The 19,219-nt window shown below is 65.0% G+C and carries 16 protein-coding genes; 7 read left to right on the top strand and 9 right to left on the bottom strand.

Going from position 1 to position 19,219, the window contains the following annotated elements:
* Nucleotide 1 precedes the first annotated feature (1 nt).
* Together ARTH_RS23345 and ARTH_RS20555 are read left to right on the top strand one after the other, a co-directional pair.
* Complete coding sequence (locus tag ARTH_RS23345; RefSeq protein WP_011693874.1) at nucleotides 2-2,656, top strand: WecB/TagA/CpsF family glycosyltransferase; 2,655 nt, start codon at nucleotides 2-4, stop codon at nucleotides 2,654-2,656.
* 174 nt (nucleotides 2,657-2,830) lie between these two features.
* On the top strand, nucleotides 2,831-4,006 hold the full coding sequence (locus ARTH_RS20555; RefSeq protein ID WP_083812722.1) for a DegT/DnrJ/EryC1/StrS family aminotransferase: 1,176 nt from the start codon (nucleotides 2,831-2,833) through the stop codon (nucleotides 4,004-4,006).
* An 11-nt stretch (nucleotides 4,007-4,017) separates the two neighbouring features.
* Here ARTH_RS20555 and mscL read toward each other — a convergent pair whose 3' ends face one another.
* Nucleotides 4,018-4,476, bottom strand: coding sequence for a large conductance mechanosensitive channel protein MscL (gene mscL, locus ARTH_RS20550; RefSeq protein WP_011693872.1), 459 nt, complete (start codon nucleotides 4,474-4,476; stop codon nucleotides 4,018-4,020).
* A gap of 161 nt (nucleotides 4,477-4,637) precedes the next feature.
* Here mscL and ARTH_RS20545 point away from each other — a divergent pair, with 161 nt between their 5' ends.
* Complete coding sequence (locus tag ARTH_RS20545; RefSeq protein ID WP_011693871.1) at nucleotides 4,638-5,714, top strand: FUSC family protein; 1,077 nt, start codon at nucleotides 4,638-4,640, stop codon at nucleotides 5,712-5,714.
* Between the two features lie 5 nt (nucleotides 5,715-5,719).
* Here ARTH_RS20545 and ARTH_RS20540 read toward each other — a convergent pair whose 3' ends face one another.
* From ARTH_RS20540 to ARTH_RS20530, 3 genes are all read right to left on the bottom strand, one after another.
* Nucleotides 5,720-6,181, bottom strand: coding sequence for a hypothetical protein (locus ARTH_RS20540; protein ID WP_011693870.1), 462 nt, complete (start codon nucleotides 6,179-6,181; stop codon nucleotides 5,720-5,722).
* Complete coding sequence (locus ARTH_RS20535; protein ID WP_011693869.1) at nucleotides 6,178-8,517, bottom strand: molybdopterin oxidoreductase family protein; 2,340 nt, start codon at nucleotides 8,515-8,517, stop codon at nucleotides 6,178-6,180. The genes ARTH_RS20540 and ARTH_RS20535 overlap by 4 nt, the downstream gene beginning before the upstream one ends.
* Nucleotides 8,518-8,605: 88 nt before the next feature.
* Complete coding sequence (locus tag ARTH_RS20530) at nucleotides 8,606-9,871, bottom strand: MFS transporter (protein WP_011693868.1); 1,266 nt, start codon at nucleotides 9,869-9,871, stop codon at nucleotides 8,606-8,608.
* 136 nt (nucleotides 9,872-10,007) lie between these two features.
* Here ARTH_RS20530 and ARTH_RS20525 point away from each other — a divergent pair, with 136 nt between their 5' ends.
* The 3 genes from ARTH_RS20525 to ARTH_RS20515 all read left to right on the top strand — a co-directional run bounded on the left by ARTH_RS20525 (nucleotide 10,008) and on the right by ARTH_RS20515 (nucleotide 13,161).
* Complete coding sequence (locus ARTH_RS20525) at nucleotides 10,008-10,781, top strand: IclR family transcriptional regulator (protein WP_011693867.1); 774 nt, start codon at nucleotides 10,008-10,010, stop codon at nucleotides 10,779-10,781.
* 118 nt (nucleotides 10,782-10,899) lie between these two features.
* Nucleotides 10,900-12,090 (top strand): 4-hydroxybenzoate 3-monooxygenase, encoded by a 1,191-nt coding sequence (locus ARTH_RS20520; RefSeq protein WP_011693866.1) that lies wholly within the window; start codon nucleotides 10,900-10,902, stop codon nucleotides 12,088-12,090.
* A 39-nt stretch (nucleotides 12,091-12,129) separates the two neighbouring features.
* A complete protein-coding gene (locus ARTH_RS20515) occupies nucleotides 12,130-13,161 on the top strand; it encodes an FAD-dependent monooxygenase (protein WP_011693865.1) in 1,032 nt (343 codons plus the stop codon).
* A gap of 57 nt (nucleotides 13,162-13,218) precedes the next feature.
* Here ARTH_RS20515 and ARTH_RS20510 read toward each other — a convergent pair whose 3' ends face one another.
* From ARTH_RS20510 to ARTH_RS20490, 5 genes are all read right to left on the bottom strand, one after another.
* On the bottom strand, nucleotides 13,219-15,054 hold the full coding sequence (locus tag ARTH_RS20510) for an ABC transporter permease (RefSeq protein ID WP_011693864.1): 1,836 nt from the start codon (nucleotides 15,052-15,054) through the stop codon (nucleotides 13,219-13,221).
* Nucleotides 15,051-16,148: an ABC transporter ATP-binding protein gene (locus ARTH_RS20505; protein ID WP_011693863.1), complete on the bottom strand. Its 1,098-nt coding sequence runs from the start codon at nucleotides 16,146-16,148 to the stop codon at nucleotides 15,051-15,053. The genes ARTH_RS20510 and ARTH_RS20505 overlap by 4 nt, the downstream gene beginning before the upstream one ends.
* A 45-nt stretch (nucleotides 16,149-16,193) precedes the next feature.
* On the bottom strand, nucleotides 16,194-17,255 hold the full coding sequence (locus tag ARTH_RS20500; protein ID WP_442853005.1) for an extracellular solute-binding protein: 1,062 nt from the start codon (nucleotides 17,253-17,255) through the stop codon (nucleotides 16,194-16,196).
* A gap of 212 nt (nucleotides 17,256-17,467) precedes the next feature.
* Nucleotides 17,468-17,902: an acyl-CoA thioesterase gene (locus ARTH_RS20495; RefSeq protein WP_011693861.1), complete on the bottom strand. Its 435-nt coding sequence runs from the start codon at nucleotides 17,900-17,902 to the stop codon at nucleotides 17,468-17,470.
* 81 nt (nucleotides 17,903-17,983) lie between these two features.
* Nucleotides 17,984-18,487, bottom strand: a complete 504-nt coding sequence (locus ARTH_RS20490) for a GNAT family N-acetyltransferase (protein ID WP_011693860.1) — start codon at nucleotides 18,485-18,487, stop codon at nucleotides 17,984-17,986.
* Nucleotides 18,488-18,640: 153 nt separating this feature from the next.
* Here ARTH_RS20490 and ARTH_RS20485 point away from each other — a divergent pair, with 153 nt between their 5' ends.
* Complete coding sequence (locus tag ARTH_RS20485; protein WP_011693859.1) at nucleotides 18,641-19,147, top strand: MarR family winged helix-turn-helix transcriptional regulator; 507 nt, start codon at nucleotides 18,641-18,643, stop codon at nucleotides 19,145-19,147.
* Nucleotides 19,148-19,219 lie beyond the last annotated feature (72 nt).

Below are 19,219 nucleotides of genomic sequence, written 5' to 3'. Positions count from 1 at the left end.
CATGGAAAACCTGGACGCCGACAAAGTCATCCTGGGTGGCACTCCGGTCGATCTGATGGATCCCGAGCCGGCCTTGGAACTCATTCTGGCCCGCGCCGGACAACGTGGCTTGCCGCCCCTCGGTGTTGCTTCCGTCAACCTGGACCATCTGCACCATTTCGGGGCCGGCGGACGCTGGGAAGGCACGCTGCATGCCGATCCGTCCAGCACGGTCGACTGGCTCTATCTCCTCGACGGTGCACCGCTGGTGTCACAATCCCAACGGCTGACCGGGCATCGCTGGCCGCGGCTGGCGGGCAGCGATCTCGCCTCGCCGCTACTGGACCGGGCCGAGCAATTGGGACTCAGGGTGGGTTTTCTTGGCGGTTCCAGCGAGAACCAGCAGCTTCTGGCCCAAAAGATCGCCGAAGAGCATCCACGCCTCCAGGTCGCGGGAATGTGGTCCCCGGACCGGGAAGAACTGGCCTCCGCCTGCGACTCGGAACGGATCGCGGCAGCCATTGCAGCCGCGGGCACGCAGATTCTCTACGTGGGCCTGGGCAAGCCAAGGCAGGAACTCTGGATCGACCACTATGCCGCCCTTACCGGCGCCGCGGTGCTGCTCGCCTTCGGCGCAGCCGTGGACTTCCTGGCCGGTAGGGTGCACCGGGCCCCCCAATGGGCCAGCGACCACGGACTGGAGTGGGGTTACCGGCTGGCCCTGGAACCCAAGCGGCTCGCCAGCCGATACCTGGTCGACGGTCCGCCGGCCTACATCAAGCTGCGCACAGCATCGTGCACGGTACCCCACGCCCGGCTGGAGTCGGCGCCGTCGGCACCTCCAGCTCCGCGCACTCCCGGCCGCTTCACCGGACCCGAAGGCGCAGCGGATGCCGCCGTCGTCGTCGTGACCTTCAACAGCGCCAAAGGCGTCGGCCCCCTGCTGGCGAGTCTTCGGGAGGAGACGGCGGATCTCACGCTGCGCGTGCTTGTGGCCGACAACTCGTCCAGCGACGGCACCCTGGCACTGGTGCGCAGCGCCCACCCGGACGTCATCGCGTTCGCAACCGGAGGCAACCTCGGATATTCCGGCGGGATCAATGCCGCCATGCGACAGGCCGGGGACAGCGCCACCGTGGTGGTGCTCAACCCCGACGTCACCGTGGAACGGGGAAGCCTGAAAACCATGATGCACCGCTTGCGTTCCTCCCGTGCCGGGGCCGTCGTTCCGCGTCTCCTGGACGAAAACGGCGCAACGAGTCCCTCCCTCTACCGCGAGCCGAGCCTGGCCAACGCGACGGGAGACGCATTGTTGGGACGGCGGTTCCCGGACCGGCCGGGCTGGCTTGCCGGGACCGACTACAACCCGGAGAGCTACGCCCACCCGCACACCGTGCACTGGGCCACCGGGGCTGCGCTGATGGTCCGCCGCAGCCTGGCCGATTCCTTGGCCTGGGACGAGTCCTACTTCCTTTATTCGGAGGAGGTCGATTTCTTCCGCGGCCTGCGGACGATGGGGGAAACTATCTGGTACGAACCGGCGGCAGCCATGACCCATGCGGGTGCCGGATCGGGCGCGTCACCAAGGCTCAACGCCTTGCTGGCCGTCAACCGTGTGAGGTACATCCGCAAGTACCATTCGTCGGCCTACGCCAAGGTCTTTCACGGTGCGGTGATCCTGTCCGAGCTGCTCAGGTGCTGGAAACCGGACCGCCGGGGAGTGCTCCGGACTGTTCTGGACGAGGGCAGCTGGACCGACCTGCCGGGCGCCACCAGGGATCCCGACCCCGCCCACTTTCCGGGCGGTTCGGTGATTATTCCGGCGCACAATGAGGCCAGTGTGATCGCCCGGACGCTCGCCCCGCTTGCTCCGCTGGCGGCGGCCGGCCAGATCGAAGTGGTTGTGGTGTGCAACGGCTGCTCGGACAACACCGCCGCGATCGCCCGCGGCTTCGCGGGCGTGACAGTGCTTGAGATCGGACGACCCTCCAAGTCAGCTGCCCTCAACGCCGGCGATGCAGCCGCCACGAAGTGGCCCAGGCTCTATCTGGATGCTGATGTGCAAATCAGCCGGCACGCAGTGCGCGATGTGTTGACGGCGCTGGAGGCCGGCGGACCTTTGGCGGCGCGCCCGGCCGTGCAATTCGACCTCCAGGACGCCCATCCGCTGATCCACTCCTATTACCGCACGCGGCTGCGCCTGCCCTCTGCGCGGAACCGGCTGTGGGCGGGCGGCGTCTACGGTTTGTCGGAGCAGGGGCGTAAGCGCTTCCAGGAATTCCCGGACCTGACAGCGGACGACCTCTTCGTCGACCGGCTTTTCGAGCCGTCGGAAAAGGCTGTGCTCGACGTCGACCCCGTTGTAATCCGTCCGCCCAGGACACCAAGGGACCAGGTGGCAGTCCTTCACCGCGTATACCGGGGTAACGCCGAACAGAACGGCGACGCCGGCCAGCACAGCACCGCCCGGCAGACACTCGCGGAGGTGCTGCGCTCTGTTCGTGGCCCGCTCTCCGCTGCCCACGCCGCGGTCTATTTGGGATTCGCTGTCGCAGGCCGGCATGGTGCCGCCGGCCCGGGTCCTGGCGGCTGGGAACGCGACGAAAGCAGCCGTGCACCCGCAGGATTGCATCCAGGGGCCCCGGCAGGTAACACGGGGGTGTCCGGCGGCAAGTAGACCAAGTACTGCCTTGCTCCACGGGGAGTACCGCGGTTTCCAATCGGGTATTCCGCGCTGTAAAGGCGGTGCTCGGCGGAAAAAGGCGCGTACGTTACTCTCGTGACCGCACCGTCGGGTGGCGCGTTGAATGGAAGGGCATACCTATTTCCTTTTGACGAGCGGGAGGTCCCGGTGACCATCAGCGAAGACCGTGCGGTTAGCCACATCGGCGTGATGAGGCCATGGCTCGGGCAGGAGGAAGCGGACGCCGTCGTGCAAGTGCTTTCTTCGGGCCGGATGGTTCAGGGGCCTCGCGTGGGGCAGTTCGAAGAGGCATTCGGCTCTGCCCAACAGGCGCCGTACGCCGTCGCAGTCTCCAGCGGAACCGCCGCGCTCCACCTGGCGCTCAGCGTGGCCGGTGTCGAACCGCAGGATGACGTCGTCCTGCCCTCGTTCTGCTCAGCAGCGAACGCCGACGCCGTCAGTCGCCTGGGCGCCCGGACGGTCTTTGCCGATGTCGAGGCGGGAACCGGCAATGTGTCCCGGAGGACCATCGAGGAGGCCCTCACGCCGGCCACCCGGGCGGTGATCGCGGCGGACCAGGGAGGGATGCCAGTTGACCTGGAACCCATCCGCGAGCTGTGTGACCCGCTCGGCGTCACGGTCATCGAGGACGCCTCCTGCGGTGTGGGCTCCACGTACCAGGGACAGCCGGTGGGAGCCGGCGCCGAATTGACCGTGTGGTCCTTCGATTCGTTTGAGGTCCTGACCACCGGCGAAGGCGGAATGCTGACCACCCGGAATGAGGGGTGGGCAAGCGCAGCCCGGGACCTTCGTGATGAGGGCGGGAGCGGTGAGGGAACCGATCACCGCATGACCGACCTGCAGGCTGCCATCGGCCTGGTCCAGCTCGGGCGGCTGCAGGAAGCCGTCGCCCATCGCCGGGAAATCGTGGCCAGCTACCAGCTGGCGCTCGCGCGGATCGGCGGGCTCCGGTTCATCAAGGACCCCGACTACGGCACCAGCAATTTTCAATCCTTCTGGCTCGAAGTGCTGCCGTCCTTCGCCGTGGCCCGCAATGAGCTTCTGGAACGGTTGTCACGCGACGGCATATCCGCCGGCGCCGGGATCGCGGCGGTCCACCGGGAGCCGGCCTACAGGAACCGGGACACCGGCGCGGCAGACCTCTCAGTCACGGAACGGCTGGCGGACCGGCTGGTCGTCCTCCCGGTTTACCACGAGCTGACTCCGGGCGAGCAGTCACGGGTACTTCGCTCCGTCCGGCTCGCTGCCGCCGGAATTCCCACCACGGTGCGGCGGGGCAAATGGAACGGCGGGTTCCGGCGGGCCGACGCCGCCAGCGCCTGACTGCCTCGGAGTCAGCGTGGTCCTTCCGGTTCTGTTGACGTTCCTGCGCTGGTGAGTTCCCGGTCGTTGCCGGCGAGCTGGGTCAGCAGGTCCCGGATCTCGGCCAGCAGCGCTGTGTCTGCCGGGATGGGCTCCTCCTCGGGCTCCGCCGTGGCCAGCCGGCTCTTCACCAGTGAGTTGATCTTGTTCATGGGCGCTACGAAGATGAAATAGACCACGGCCGCCGTGATGAGGAAGGTCACGAACGCGGTGAGCACGCCGCCGATGTTGACGAACGTCTTGTCATTTCCGGGCCAGATGTGGAAGCCCAGCCCTTCCGTCTGGACGCCGCCGGCCGCTGCGATGATCGGGTTGACGATGTTCGTGGTGAACGCGGCCACCAGCGCCGTGAAAGCCGTGCCGACGACGACGGCGATGGACAGTTCGATCACGTTGCCACGAAGGATGAAATCCTTGAATCCTTTGAGCATGGGGTCCTCCGGTATTCGATTCAGTCGGTGATTTAACCGATTGACAATACCAGTCCGCGCCTTCGCGCCGCCGTCGTTACCGCGCCCGAGGCCGTAGGATTTGGGGTGGACGCCGACGCTGCCGCCATCAGACTGGCACCGTATGGAAAGGCGTGACCCCCGTGAAGCTGTTCGCCGAGATGTTCACGATTGCCCCCGGCAATAAGGACCATCAGGTCGCGATCCGGTGCGCAGTTGGTGTCTTTGTTCCGCTGATCATCCTTGTCCTGATAGGCCGCAGCGACCTGGCAATCTTTGCCTCTTTTGGCGCCTTCACCGGAATCTACGGCCGCGGGGAGATGCACCGGAAGCGGCTCTTCATCCAGGTGCGCGCCGGCTCGCTCATGCTGCTCGTCATATTGCTGGCAACCCTGTCCGCCCGCGCCGGCCAGGCCCTGGGGCTGTCGGACGCCGCGAGCACCTGGGCGCAGGTGGCGGCCACCACCGTGGTGGCCGGGGCGTGTTCGCTGGTGATCGCCTTGTGGCGGCACCGGCCGGCGGGCTCGTTGTTCCATATCTTTGCCTTCGCTGCCGTCGCGTCGATTCCCAGCCAGCCGCCGCTCTGGCAATGCATGCTTGTCGCCATCCTCACCACCGTGTTCTGCCTGCTGGTCGGCATTTCCTCCCGCCTCGTGCGGAGCCGGCGGACGCCGTGGTCCATGCCCGAACCTGCCCGGCTGACGCCCGATGAAAAGCGCGCCGCCTGGCTCGAGGCCGTGGGCTACATCGTGGCAGCTGGCCTGGCGGGCACACTGTCCACCCTTGTGGGCCAGCGGCTGGGCTTCGGCCACAACTACTGGGCCATGGTGGCTGCCGTTGTGCCGCTGGTGGGCCGCACCACCCGCCACCGGGTGGCCAGGGGCATCCAGAGAATCATCGGCACCGTGCTGGGCCTGATCGTGCTGGCGGGTGTGCTGCTGCTGAATCCTGCGCCCTGGCAGATGGTGCTGGTGATCGCCGCGTGCCAGTTCGGCGCCGAGATGTTCATTGCACGCCAGTACGTCCTGGCGCAGATCTTCGTTACGCCGCTGGCTCTCAGCGCCACGTTGCTGGCTGCGCCCGCTGCCCCCCAGGTGCTGTTGCGGGACAGGATCGTGGAGACAGTCATCGGCGCCGCCGTCGGCATTGCCGTAGTGGTTGCCCCCGCCGTGTGGCGGCGGATGCGGGCCCGGAGCGGCGCCCGGCCCCTCTCGGCGTAGGTGTTCTATTCGGCAACAAGCAGGGCCTGGGGTGCGGCCTGTTTCATGCGCGTCCGCAGCCACCGGAGCTGGAGCTCGGTGTCCCCTTCGCACTGCGACACGACGTCCAGAAGCTGTTCGTCGCGGTCACCCTTCGCCGCCTGCGCCACCATCATCCAGGTGACATCGATGTGGTTGACCAGCACGTACAGGTCCTGCAGGTCCAGGAGCAGGGCCAGGGGCCCGGAACGGACTTCCCGGATTCCGTTAGCTGTCAGCCGGTGTTCCTCCTCGCCTTCGGTTTCCTCCCCGTAGCGTTCAATCACGGGACTCAGCGCCTCGCGGTGGGCGTCGCACTGCTTGGCGAGTGTTTCGAGCAGGAAGCGCACATCGGGCTCCTCGCCGTGCCCGTGCGCCACCACTCGAAAAGAGCTCGCCAAGGTGGCTTCAGCTTCCTGCAGCAGGCCGAGGTAGACGGGAAGTTTCATGCCGGCCCCTGCCCGGGGATCTTTTCAAGCCGCACGGCCGCGTTCTTGAAGACGGGCTGTTTGGACACTGGATCCCACTCCGTTAGCGTCAGTTCATTGGCTGCCCGTGGCCGGCCGCCCTCGTCGGGGCCGGCGGTATCCCAATAACCGTAATGGAACGGGGCGAAAACGCACCCAGGCCTGATATCCGCCACCCGCACCGGCAGTTCCAGCGTGCCCCGGCGCGACGCCACACGGACCATGTCGCCCTCCGCCACCCCGAGCTTTCCGGCGTCCTCCCGGGACATCTCCAACCACGGCGCGGGAGCGGCGTCGTTCAACGGCTTGCTGCGTCCGGTTTTTGTCCTGGTGTGGAAGTGGTAGACCGTACGGCCGGTGGTGTACCGGAACGGGTAGTCCTCATCAGGTTCTTCGTGCGGGGGTGTGTAGTCAAGTGCCTTGAACCAGGCCTTCCCTGACTGGACGCTCGCTTTGTAAGTCGTGGAACCTACGGTGGCGCCTGTGAGCAGGTCGTGTCCGAATGATTCGCAGTAGGCCGGATCGGTGGGAAAGTGCCCGTCGGTGTACAGCCGTTCGGTGCCTTCCCGGTGTTCGTCATTGTATGGCCATTGGACGCCGCTGGCGCCGCGGAGCAGCTCGTAGCTCAGGCCGGTGTAGTCGCAGGGGCGGCCGCGTGTGCATTCCTTCCATGCCTCAAAACCGTCTTGGGGGCCGGTCCAGTCCAGCAGGGGCCCGCCGTCCTTGTCCCTGAAATCCATGCGGCGGGCGTAGTCCAGGAAGACGTCCAGGTCGCTGCGTGCTTCGCCGGGCGGGTCAACCGCCTTCTCCGAAAGGTGGACCGTGCGGTCCACATTCGTGAAGGTTCCGGTCTTCTCTCCCCAGCCCGCGCACGGAAGAACGACGTCGGCATATTGCGCAGTTTCGGAGAGGTAGATGTCCTGCACCACGAGGAACAGGCTCTCCTTGCGCAATATGTCACGGATCCTGGCGAGCTGGGGCATTGAGACGGCCGGGTTGGTGGCCGATATCCAGAGGAAGCCGACGGATCCCTGCTCCGCGTAGCGGAAGATCTGCATCGCGTGGGTAGGTGGCGACCAGTCCGGGATGACGGACGGATCGATGTTCCAGATGCGCGCGAGTTCCTTCACATGTTCCGGATTCTCCCAGTTCCGGAAGCCCGGGAGGTCGCCGTCGGCCCCGCATTCCCGGTTGTTCTGCGCAGTTGGCTGGCCGTTCATTTGCAGGATTCCGCACCCCGGCCTGCCCAGCTGGCCGCGGAGCAGGTGAAGGTTGTTGACCTGGCAGGCGGAGGCTGTGGCGTGGGCGGACTGGTAGAACCCCTGCAGGACCGTGGACAGGACCCGTTCACTGGCACCAAAGATTGCCGCGGCCCTGCGGACGTCCGAGGCTTCCACGCCGCAGACTTCGGCCACCCGTTCGGGCGTCCACTTGTCCACCACGCCGCGCAGCTGACCGACGTTGAGGGTGTGCGCGTCGATGTAGTCCTGGTCAATCCAGCCGTTGACGAACAGTTCGCGGATCAGGCCGTTCATGAGTGCCAGGTTGGTGCCCGGCCTGACGGGCAGATGGACCTCCGCCGCCCTGGCAACCTCCGTTTCGCGGGGATCCACACAGACAAGCCGCGGCGGGTTTGGCCCGGACAAGCGGTCCAGGAGACGGCTCCAGAGGACAGTCTGGGTCTCTGCCATGTTGTGTCCGTAGAGGAACACGGCATCGCATTCGTCGATGTCCGCATAGCTGCCGGGCTGTCCGTCCGCGCCGAAGCTTTCCTTCAGCGATGCGGCCGCAGTGGCGGTGCACAGTCGTGTGTTGCCGTCCATGTGCGGCGTGCCGATTCCGGCTTTGCCGATGATGCCCAGTGCGTAGTATTCCTCCAGGAACAACTGTCCGCTGGTGTAGAACCCATGGCTCAACGGACCTTTCGAGGCAAGCAGCTCCTTACTTCGGGCCACGATGCGTTCCATGGCCGTGTCCCAGTCCGTGTCAACCAAGCGGCCATTCTCGCGGATCAGCGGCCGGGTCAGGCGGTCCTGGTGCTGCATTCCCTGCCAGCTGCCAAACAGGCCCTTGGGCCCAAGCCGGCCATGGTTGACCCGGTCTGTGGCCCGTCCCCGGATGCCCACCATCCGGCCGTCCTTGACGGCGATGTCGCATCCGCAGCCGTTGCTGCAGAGAACGCAGGCGGACTGCACCCATTCATCGACCTCGCCTGCCTCGATGTCCGCCTGCAGCACCATGTCGACGCGGTCGGGCCATCGTCCTCCCTGGGCGTAAGGTGTGCGGGCGCCCCAGATGTCGGCAATACGGTCAACCATGAGCTCACCTCGAGGAAATAAGTAGGCTTACTTCCTGCCTAGGCTACACTCGTCAGGCATGCTTGATAACCCGCCGCGGTGCGGGGATTTAGGAAGGCCCGACGGCGGTCCGCTTGCCCGCCGCCGCGGTGACCGCCTGCGGGACCAGGGCGAGGGCTGCAACGGCGAGAACGGCCGCGGCGGCAAAGACATAGAAGCCCCAGGGGTAAGCGATTCCGGCGGCCACAAGGGTGCCTGTCACGGCCGGACCGAGGATGGCCCCCAGGCGTCCGACGCCTGCGGCGAAGCCCAGCGCGGTGCCGCGCAGCCGCGGCGGGAACAGCTGGCTCACCCAGGCATACACCAGCACCTGTGAGCTGAAGACGAAGACCCCGGTGACGAAGACGGCCGCGTTCAGGAACAGCTCGTTCTGGATTTTCACGCTAAGTACTGCCAGGAACACGGCGGAGAGCCCGAACCAGAGAAGCACGATCTTCTTGGTTCCGTGCTTGTCCGCCAGGATACCGGCCACTACCAGGCCCGCCACGGCGCCCACGTTCAGGACCAGCAGGAGGGAGAGCCCGGCGCTGAGCGTGTAGCCGGCGGACGACATGAGCTGCGGCAGCCAGGTATTCAGTCCGTACACCAGCAGCAGGCCCATGAACGAGGCCACGGCCACACCGGCGGCCACGAGCGGGTACGGTTTCCGCCCGAGGTCCTTGAAGCTGGCACGGTCTTCCACCGCAGGAGCGGGTTCTCTTGCCGCGGCCTTGCCGGGCGCCGGAAGGGAGATGACGGCGGGCAGCGTTTCCGGCAGCTTGAACCACAGGAACGGGACCAGCACGAAGCCCGCAAGGCCGCCAACTACGAACATGATGCGCCAGTCAGGGATGACCATGAGCGCCAGGAAGGCGGTGGCCACTGCGCCTGCGTGGTAGCCCGTCATGGTCCGGGTGGTGGACTTGCCGGCGGATCCCGCGGGGGCGTAATCGTTCATGTAGGCCAAAGCAGCGGGAAGGCAGGCGCCCAGCCCCAGGCCCGCCAGCAGCCTGAAGGCGCTGAAGACTGCCACGTTGGGGGCAAAGACCACGGCAATGGTGAAGATGGAGAACCACGTAACGCAGGCAACCAGCAGGTTCCGTCGGCCGAATCGGTCGGAAAGCGGTGCAATGAACAGCGCTCCGAGGCCCACGCCCACCAGGGAGATAGTCGCAGCAAAGGTGGCGCCCACGGCGTCGAAGCCAAGGTCGTGGGTCTTGATGAGCGTGGGGATGACGGTGCCAAGCACTACCAGGTCAAAGCCGTCCAGGACCATGGCCAGCCAGCAGAGCCAGACGGGCCAGCGTGATTTGTTTTCCAACGACGTCGTTGACATTGCTACCTCAAAAAGTTGATTGGTGCGCTCTGTTTCCGTGCGAAACAAGCCGGGATCAAAGGTTCCCCACCCTGAGATTTGTACCACTGGGCAGTGTTATGTGGGACACTTCGAACCATTCAATGGAAGGGGAAGTATGGCCAACTCGGTTTCCGGGGACTCTGTGGTGGACCGCGTGGTCCGCGTCATTGCCGCTTTTCCGGAGGGTGTGAACGTGCTTCCGCTTTCGGAACTCGCCGGGCGGGCGGGGCTGCCGCTCACCACGGCCCACCGGCTGGTGCGCCAACTGGCCGGACACGGCCTGCTGGACGTCGGTGCCGGCGGTTCGGTGCAACTGGGGCTCCGGCTCTGGGAGCTCGTTAACCGCAATTCGCCCACACTGGAACTGCGCCAGGCCGCCATGCCGTTCATGGAGGACATTCAGCAGGTGCTCAATCAGAACGTGAACCTTGCGGTGCTGGACGGCTGGGAAGCCCTTTTCGTCGAGCGGCTTTCCCGGCGCGGCTCGGTGGCGAACCGGGCGCAGGTCGCCGGCCGCATGCCCGTGCACGTGTCCTCGGCCGGGCTGGTCCTGATGGCCAACCAGCCGCACGCGGTCCAGGCGGACTACCTTGCGGGTTTCACGGATCCTGCCGGCAGGTTGACGGTGGAAGAACTGCGCATCCAGTTAGGCCAAGCTGCACACCAGGGGTACGCCCAGCTGGCCGGTGTGGTGGACCCGGACACCTGGGGCATTGCCGTTCCGGTGATGGACCGGAGGAAGCGGACGGTGGCTGCGATCGGCGTCGTGGTTCCCTTGCGTGAGATGCGCCTGCAGGCGCTGGTCCCGGCCCTGCAGACAGCCGCCCGCGGCATCGGCCGTCGTCTCGCTGAATCGCAGAGCCCTGCAGAGCTGCGGGTTCAGACCTAAATTCCGTTCAACGGAATCACTGTAACGCGGATCACGCATCGGGGCGCACACTGTTTCCAGACGATCCAACAGGCCCCGGGCACTCCCGCCGGGCCCCGCAACGAAGCGAGGAAACACCATGGCAGCCCGCAAAGTACTCACCACCCAAGTGGCCATTCTGGGTGCAGGACCGGCAGGCCTGATGCTCTCGCATCTGCTCGCCAAGTCCGGCATAGAATCCACCGTCATCGAAATCCGGAGCCGCCAGGAAATCCAGGAGACAGTCCGCGCCGGCATCCTGGAGCACGGCACCGTGAACATGTTGGTGGACAGCGGCGTCTCGGACCGCGTGCTGCGCGACGGTGACCGGCACGACGGCATTGAACTGCGCTTCAACGGCGAAAGCCACCGGATCGATTTCCAGGACCTGGTGGGGGAGTCGGTGTGGCTCTACCCGCAGACCGACGTGTTCATGGACCTGGCCGCTCGCCGCGAGGCCGACGGCGGAGACGTCCGCTACAGCGTAACGGATACCACCATCCACGACATCGAAGGATCCCCAAAGGTCTGGTTCACGGACGCCGACGGTGTGGAATATGAGCTGCAGGCCGATTTCATCACCGGCGCGGACGGCTCCCGCAGCCACTGCCGCTTCCAGATCCCTGAGGCGGACCGCAAATGGTACTTCCACGAGTACCCCTTCGCGTGGTTCGGCATCCTGGCTGAGGCGCCCCGGAGCTCCGACGAGCTGATCTACGCCAACTCGGACAACGGCTTTGCGCTGATCAGCCAGCGGACCGAAACCGTTCAGCGGATGTACTTCCAATGCGATCCCAACGAGGACGTGAACAACTGGAGTGAGGACCGCATCTGGGACGCCTTCCGCAGCCGGGTCAACGGCAACGGCTACGAGCTCAAGGAAGGCCCGGTCATCGACAAGATGGTGCTGAAGTTCCGCAGCTTCGTCCACGCCCCCATGCGCCACGGAAAGCTCTTCCTGGCCGGCGACGCCGCCCACACCGTCCCGCCCACCGGCGCCAAGGGCTTGAACCTGGCCATCCACGACGTCAAGGTCCTTTTCGAAGGGCTGGAAAGCTACTACAAGGGCGGTTCAACGGTGCTGTTGGACGCCTACAGCGACCGCGCCCTGGAGCGCGTCTGGAAGGCACAGCAGTTCTCCTACTGGATGACCTCGATGCTCCACACGCCGGTGGACGCCGACGACTTCTCCCGGGCCCGCCAGCTGGGTGAACTCAACTCGGTGGTCTCCTCCCGCCACGGCCGGGCCTACCTGGCCGAGGCCTACACCGGCTGGCCCGGGGCCCACTAGGCACGAGGGCGGCAGCAGCTCCGGCCGTAGACTCGGGAAATGTACGGCATAACAATCGTGGGCGGGGGCATCGCCGGGCTGGCCCTCGCCGCGACGCTTGATCCGGGTCGCTTCCACGTCACGGTGCACGAGCAGCGGAACACGCTGCCGACAGTTGAAACGTCCCTGGCCATGTGGCCGGAGGCCCAGAAGGCGCTCGGCGCCGTGGGGATCCTGCCGCAGATTCAGGCGGCAGGCTCCGCCTTTGACGCCATGGCACTGCGGGACGTGTCCGGGAAGGCGTGGTTCCGGGCCGCGGTTGCAGGCGTGATCGGCGTTTCACGCGCTGACCTGCTTCGCCTCCTGGACTCTGCCGTGCCGCAGTCCGTGACCCGGGTGTCCGGTGCGGTGACCGCGTTTCCCGACTCAGGGCTCCTGGTGGGAGCCGACGGCGTCCACAGTGTGGTCCGCCGGCAACGGTGGGGCTCGCGGTCCCTGGAACGGCTCAGTCCCTACCTCGCCTTGCGCGGGATCATCGATGAACCTGTCGCCGGGGATACGGCTGGCGAATACTGGGGCCGCGGTGAATTGTTCGGCATCGCTCCGGCATCCCGGCAACGGACCTACTGGTACGCGTCCTACCGGTCGGACCTGGGGCCCGGCGGCGTCGATATCGCCGCGGCACTGGATCTCACCCGCCGGCGCTTTTCAGGAAAGGCTCCGGGAATCGTTCGCGTTCTCGCCGGGGCAGCCCCCGAAGGGACGCTCGCCCAGCGGATCTGGACAGTGCCCGCCCTCGGGCACTACGCACGCGGGGGCACCGCGCTGGTGGGAGACGCGGCGCACGGCATGACGCCTAACCTTGGACGCGGGGCCTGCGAGGCCCTGGTTGATTCGGTTACCCTCGCCGGGCTGCTCAACTCGCGGCCGCTTCCGGAGGCGCTCGCGGCCTACAATAAGCGGCGCGTGCTTCGCAGCCAGGCCTTACGGGTGGCGTCTTCCGCGATGACCCGGCTTGTGCTTGACGAATCGGCCCAGCCGTTCCGGGACAGGATTCTCAGCGTCGCCGGGCGGCTGAGCCGCACCGCTTAGCGGGCGCCGTCCGCCTGGTTGCGCACCGCCGTCGGACGCGGTCTTTCGGGGCTGGGCTTAGGGCACCGGACTCGGCGCGGACGCCTTGGCGTCCGCTGTCTCCGCAACGGGCGATGCCGCGGGAGCAGTCGTGTCGGCAGCGGCGCCGGATCCGCCGCGTGTCCCGTCCTTCCGCCGACGCATGGCAGACCGGCCGCCCGACCTTCCGTAGACCAGGTACATCGTCAGCCCGGTGATGACCATCAGCAGCACCGTGTACACAAAGGTATTGGAAACACCGTCCACGCCTTCTGCGCCGTCCGTGTTGGCCTTGATGACAAGGCCCAGCGGCTGGACCAGCGGGTGGGCCAGGAAGATGGCGGTGTCGTAGTCGTCCAGCATGCTGTTGAAGTTGAGGGCAGCGATGGCGGCAGCGGCGGGAAGGACCAGTGGCAGCAGGATGCGCCGGAAGACGTAAATCGTTCTTGCCCCCATGATGGTTGCCGCCTCCTCCAGCGATGAATTCACCGACGCAAAGGACGCCTTGAGCATCCTTAACGTGAAGGGGATCTTCACCGTGACAAACGCGATCAGGAGGATGACGGTGGTCCCGGTCAGGACGGCACCGCCCACCAGCGGATTCGGGTGGTCGTAGCTGATGATCAACCCCAAAGCCAGCAAAGCCGACGGCAGGATCCACGGGATGTGCAGCAGGTACTCGAACGACGCCGTTACCCAGTTCTTGTGTTTCTGCAGGATCCGCGCCACGAAGAGCAGGCCGCCCACGGCGATCACCGCAGCTAGCGCGCTGTAGACAACGCTGATGACAAATGGCCTCAGGCCGGAGGGCTGGGTCAGCACGCGCACATAATTGTCGAAGGTGAGACTGCCCGGCGAGGGGTGTCCGGTCTGGATGGCGGCGCCGTCTGCGAAGGAAAACAGCACAATCAGGACCACTGGCAGGGTGTACACCGCAAACAGCAGGTAGGCGGCCGCGTGGACGGCAATGTTGGCTGCCGGGTTGGAGATTTTCTGCTTCTGGAGCGCCGAGGAAACCTTGGATACGGAAAAGTAGGTGCCGCCCTTTTCCAGGCGCGACATGACCGCGAGCATCACGATGGTGGCCACACCGAGGATGACGGCGAGCAACGCCGCCAGGTCTCGGGAGGTGGGGCTGTTCGTGAACGTGAGGATCATCGGGGTGATGGTCTGGAAGTCGCGTCCGCCCAGGACCTGCGGCGCGCTGAGTGCCCCCAGGCCGGTCAGGAAGGACAGGATGGTGACGGCGAAGAGGGTGGGCTTCAGCATCGGCAGCACGATGCGGCGAAGGATGGTCCAGGTTGACGCGCCAAGGTTTCTGGCCGCTTCGATGGTCTGGTAGTCGACGCCTTTGAGGGCGTTCGCAACGAACAGCATGTGGTTGGTGGTGGTGGCGAAGGTCATCACCGCCAAAACGGCGAAGAATCCCGAAAACCATCCCGGATCCATCCCGGGAAAGATGTTCAGCAGGAATGCCGTGACGATTCCCTTGTCGCCGTAAATGAATTTGTAGCCCGCCGCCAGCACGATGCCGCCGTAGATGAACGTGGTGGCGTAGCCCAGGAACAGGATCCTGGAACCGCGGATCCTGAAGTAATGGGTGACCAGGACGATGAAGATGCCCACCACGTTCACCGTGATGGAGAGTGCCACTGCCAGCAGGAAGCTGTTGCCCAGGGATTTCATGGCGCGCTGAGAGGAGAAAAGCTTTTCGGCCGCCCGGCCCGAAAAGTTTCCTTCGGGGAAGAAGGTTTCGATCAGCACGTTCGCGTTGGGCCAGACGAGGAACGCCGCGATGAACCAGGTCAGGACCGTTCCCACGATGATGATGAACGGGGAACGGAACATGCTTCTGGCTGAGTTGCCGCTGCTCATCGGAGGGACGCTGCCTGATCCTGCGCTGCCTGCTCCTGACCGGCCGGATCCTGCGAGGCAAGCGCGGCGCCGGTATCGGGGTGGTACTGCAGCACGTGGCCCGGCTGCACGTATATCGTGGTTTCGGCCCCGGTCGCGGGATGCACCCCGCCGTCCTCCTTGACCAGCAGGCGGATGTCGGCGCCGTGGCTGCGCACCACGTAACGGCTGTGGAGCCCGTGATACGTGCGGGACACCACCTTTCCGGAAAGCCCGACGGCGGTGCTGCCGGCTGCGGGCGGCGTCAGCGAGGCTTTTTCCACCCGCAGGTAGGAGTTTGCTGCCGTGCCGAGCCCGGCGTCCGAGAGCCTGTTCAGTTCATTGATGAAGTCCGCGGTCAGGGCGGAGCTGTCGCCGATGAAATTGCATACGAATTCGGTGGCCGACCGGTCGTAGATGTCCTGCGGAGTGCCCACCTGCTCCACCACCCCCTTGTTGAAGACGGCCACGCGGTCGCTCATGGCCAAGGCCTCGTCCTGGTCATGGGTCACGTACACAGTGGTGATGCCGAACTCGCTCTGCAGGTCCTTGAGCTGTTGCCGCAATTGGTGGCGCAGCTTGGCGTCGAGATTGGACAGCGGTTCGTCGAGGAGCAGGATCTTGGGCCGAAGCACCAGGGCGCGGGCAACGGCAACCCGCTGCTGCTGGCCTCCCGACAGCTCTGCCACGTTCTTGTCCAGCTGTTCATCGCTGAGCTCCACCCGGCGCGCGATGTCGCGCACCAGGCGGTCGCTCTCGGCGGACTTTTCCTTCCGCACACGTAGGCCGAACGCGATGTTTTCCCACACACTCATGCTCGGGAACAGAGCATAGTTCTGGAAAACCATCCCCACCTGGCGCTTGTCGCTCGGCAGGCGCGTGACGTTCTTGCCGTCCACATGGACCGACCCCGCGGACGGCTCGATGAAGCCTGCCAACGTCCGAAGTGCCGTCGTTTTGCCGCACCCCGACGGGCCCAGCAGCGTGAAGAATTCACCGGGCCGGACGTGGAGGTCCAGGTGCGGGATGGCAATAAAATCGCCGAAGGAAACTTCGATGTTGTCCAAGCGGATCATGGGAAACCTGTCTTGTGGGACTGCGGAAGCGGGGGGCGGCCAGGGTTACGTCATGTACTCGAGCTCGATCTTTTCCACCCACGAGCCCATGTTTTCCTGGACGAAGTTCCAGTCAATCTCCTGCTGCTTCAGTCCGTTGAAGAACTCCACCACCTCCGGCTTGGCCTTGGCGGCGGCGCTCTTGTTCACCGGCATGGAGTTGAACTGCTGTGCAAACTCACCCTGGACGTCGGCACTGCCGAACCAGTCGATGAACTTTTGGGCCTGTTCCTTCTTGTCGGTTCCCTTCACCAGGGCGACCTGCTCCACGGCGAGGGGGACGCCCACGGACGGCACCACCGTTTCGACATTCACCTTGAAGGACTTCTCGCGTTCCGCCACGATGGACGACGGCATCTGACCCATGTCCACGTCGCCAGACGCGATGCGGGCGAAGAGATCGGTTTTCGCGACGGCGGGGCTGCCGTTCTTGAAGTACTGCTCCACCTGCTTCCAGCCTTCATCGGAGATGCCCAAGTCACCGGAATCGTCCTTGTAGCGGGCGAGAATACCGGCGAATACCAGCTGCGCCGTGGCGGTTCCCAGACCAGTGACCCGCTCATAGCGTGTTTTGAACTCGTCTTTGGACCACAGGTCCGTCCAGTCCTTCGGTGCCTGCTCCGGGGTGAACTTATCCGAGTTGTAGCCGAGCATAATGGCCTGCTTAACCAGCGGCCAGTAGGCTTTGTCGTCGTCGCTGTCTGCGAGCGAGGGATCCACTTCGCCTGCCCAGGCAGGCTCATAGGCCTCGATCGCACCGGCCGCTTTGACCTGGGCGAAGTACATGTTGTTGAGGCCGAAGGCGACGTCCGCAATGGGGTTGTTCTTTTCGGCGATCAGTTTGTTGGTCGCGTCTGCGCCGCCGGCGCCCACAATCTCAATCTTGAAGCCGGCGTCCGCTGCCTTTTTCGTCAGCCACTCTCCGCGGCCCTCTCCGTTGGAGTTGGTGTACACCACCAGAGTGTCGCCCGACGCCCCTGCGGCGGAGGAACTTCCGGAGCTTTCGGGAGCCGCGCTGCCGGCGCCGCAGCCGGCTAGAAGGGTGATGGCGACGACGGCGGCAACCATTGTCTTGAGTTTGTGCACGATTGAGACCCATTTCTGAACTGGAACCGGAGCATTGTCCGGCAAGCCTATAGCGGCTCATGCCGATTCGGGCCGTTTATAGCTATCGATTCGATAAACTACCCGGCCCCGGCGTTCGAGTCTTGTCCAGGCGCCCCAACAGCGCATGCCCGTGGCTTTAACGCATCGTGAACTTCCGGAGTACCCCGGAAGGGTCAGTCCTGTTCCAGGGTCTCGGTCAGGTGGTGGGTGGGGATGCGGTCGCGGTCGTAAGTGATCTCGGTATAGCCGTGGGGTTCGGGCTTGCCGTGCGGGTCGAGGTTCACGAACACGATTTCCTCGATGGTGAGGATGCTCTGCCGGGTGATCATGTTCCGCACTTCGGCGCGCATGGTCAGCGATGTCCGGCCGAATCGCGTGGCGGTCAGCCCCATCTCAATCAGGTCTCCCTGTACCGCGGAGCTGACGAAATTGATTTCGGAAATGTACTTGGTGACTGCCCGGCCGTTGCCAAGTTGCAGGATGGCGTAGATGGCCGCTTCCTCGTCGATCCATTTCAGCAGGCTCCCGCCGAACAGCGTGCCGTTCGCATTGAGGTCTTCAGGGCGCACCCATTTGCGGGTGCGGAAGGTAATGTCTGCCGATTCCATAAGGCGAGATTAGCCGACGGGCCTGCGCCTGCCGCAGTATGACGGCGCGCCAAGTCACGACTGCGGCAGGCGCTGCCGCAGTCAGGCCATGGCAGTGTGGGCGGCGCTGTGGGAATCGATCTTCTTGGCGTAGCAGTAGGAGTGCTCCATGCCGATGTAGGGGCCGAAGTTCGGAATTTCGTCAAAGCCGCAGCTTTGGTAGAAGTTCCTCCCGTCCGGCTGGGCGGAGCCCGCTTCGGCGGTGATGGAGGTGACGCCCATGCCGTACGCGTGCGCCTCCAGTGCTGCAAGGATGGAGCTCGCCACCCCCGAACCGCGGGTGTAGGGAAGTACGTACAGCCGCTTGATTTCGGCCGTCGTGGAGTCCAGCATCCTCAGTCCGCCGCAGCCCACCGGCTGGCCGGAGCTCTTCTCATAGGCCACCAGGAACACGGCGGTATCCGCTTCCGACGGCGGCGGGCCGGGTTCGTGGTCCTTCGTGCCGAAGCGGGCGTCCAGCTCCGCCTGCTGTGCCGCACGCAGGTCGGCGCCCACGGGGTTGGCCCAAGTGACCTGCCTGATGTTGAGACGGGGGTTGGTCTGCATCACTGCCTCGATTCGCCGAAGGGTTATGCAAAATAAGCCTAAGAGGGTGCCGTTACCGCGGTGTTTCCTTCGGGTAAGCGGCCGGAGAACAAGATGTCCGCCCGTGAGGATTTATCAAGTCCGTCTAGATATCAGATCGGCTAGTATTACTCAATGGCTTTGAACAGCAGTGCCGGATCCGGCTATTGGTACGGCGCCGACGGGCAGTTCGACCATGGCGCAGCCGTATTGCAGTCCCTGCGTGATTATCGCAATGCCGAGGTGGCAACGCGCCGGGCAACCAGGGATTCGATGGGCATGGGGGAGACGGATATCCTCGCCCTGCGATACCTCCTGCGCGCACGGGCCTCGAACAGGGCGGTTGTTCCCAAGGACCTCAGTACATTCCTGGGCATTACCAGCGCCTCCACGACTTCGCTGATAGACCGCCTCGTCGGCAGTGGCCATGTGCGTCGCGAGCCGCACCCCACCGACCGGCGATCGTTGATCGTCGTACCGACCGTCGAATCCGATACCGAAGTCCGGGCCACCCTCGGAGCCATGCATCGCAGGATGATGGCGGTGGCGGAGGAGCTGACCGCGGAAGAAGCCGGCGTCGTTATCGCTTTTCTCCAGCGAATGCGCGAGGCGATCGAGCCGGACGACCATCCCTTCACCTGAGTAGATAGTTAGACAAGCTAGTTATATTGACTACTTATATGTATGCTTACTATTAATAGGGTTGACCGTTGG

This window comes from Arthrobacter sp. FB24 (genome assembly GCF_000196235.1).
Classification (GTDB): domain Bacteria; phylum Actinomycetota; class Actinomycetes; order Actinomycetales; family Micrococcaceae; genus Arthrobacter.
This window is presented reverse-complemented; position numbering and strand designations above follow the sequence as displayed.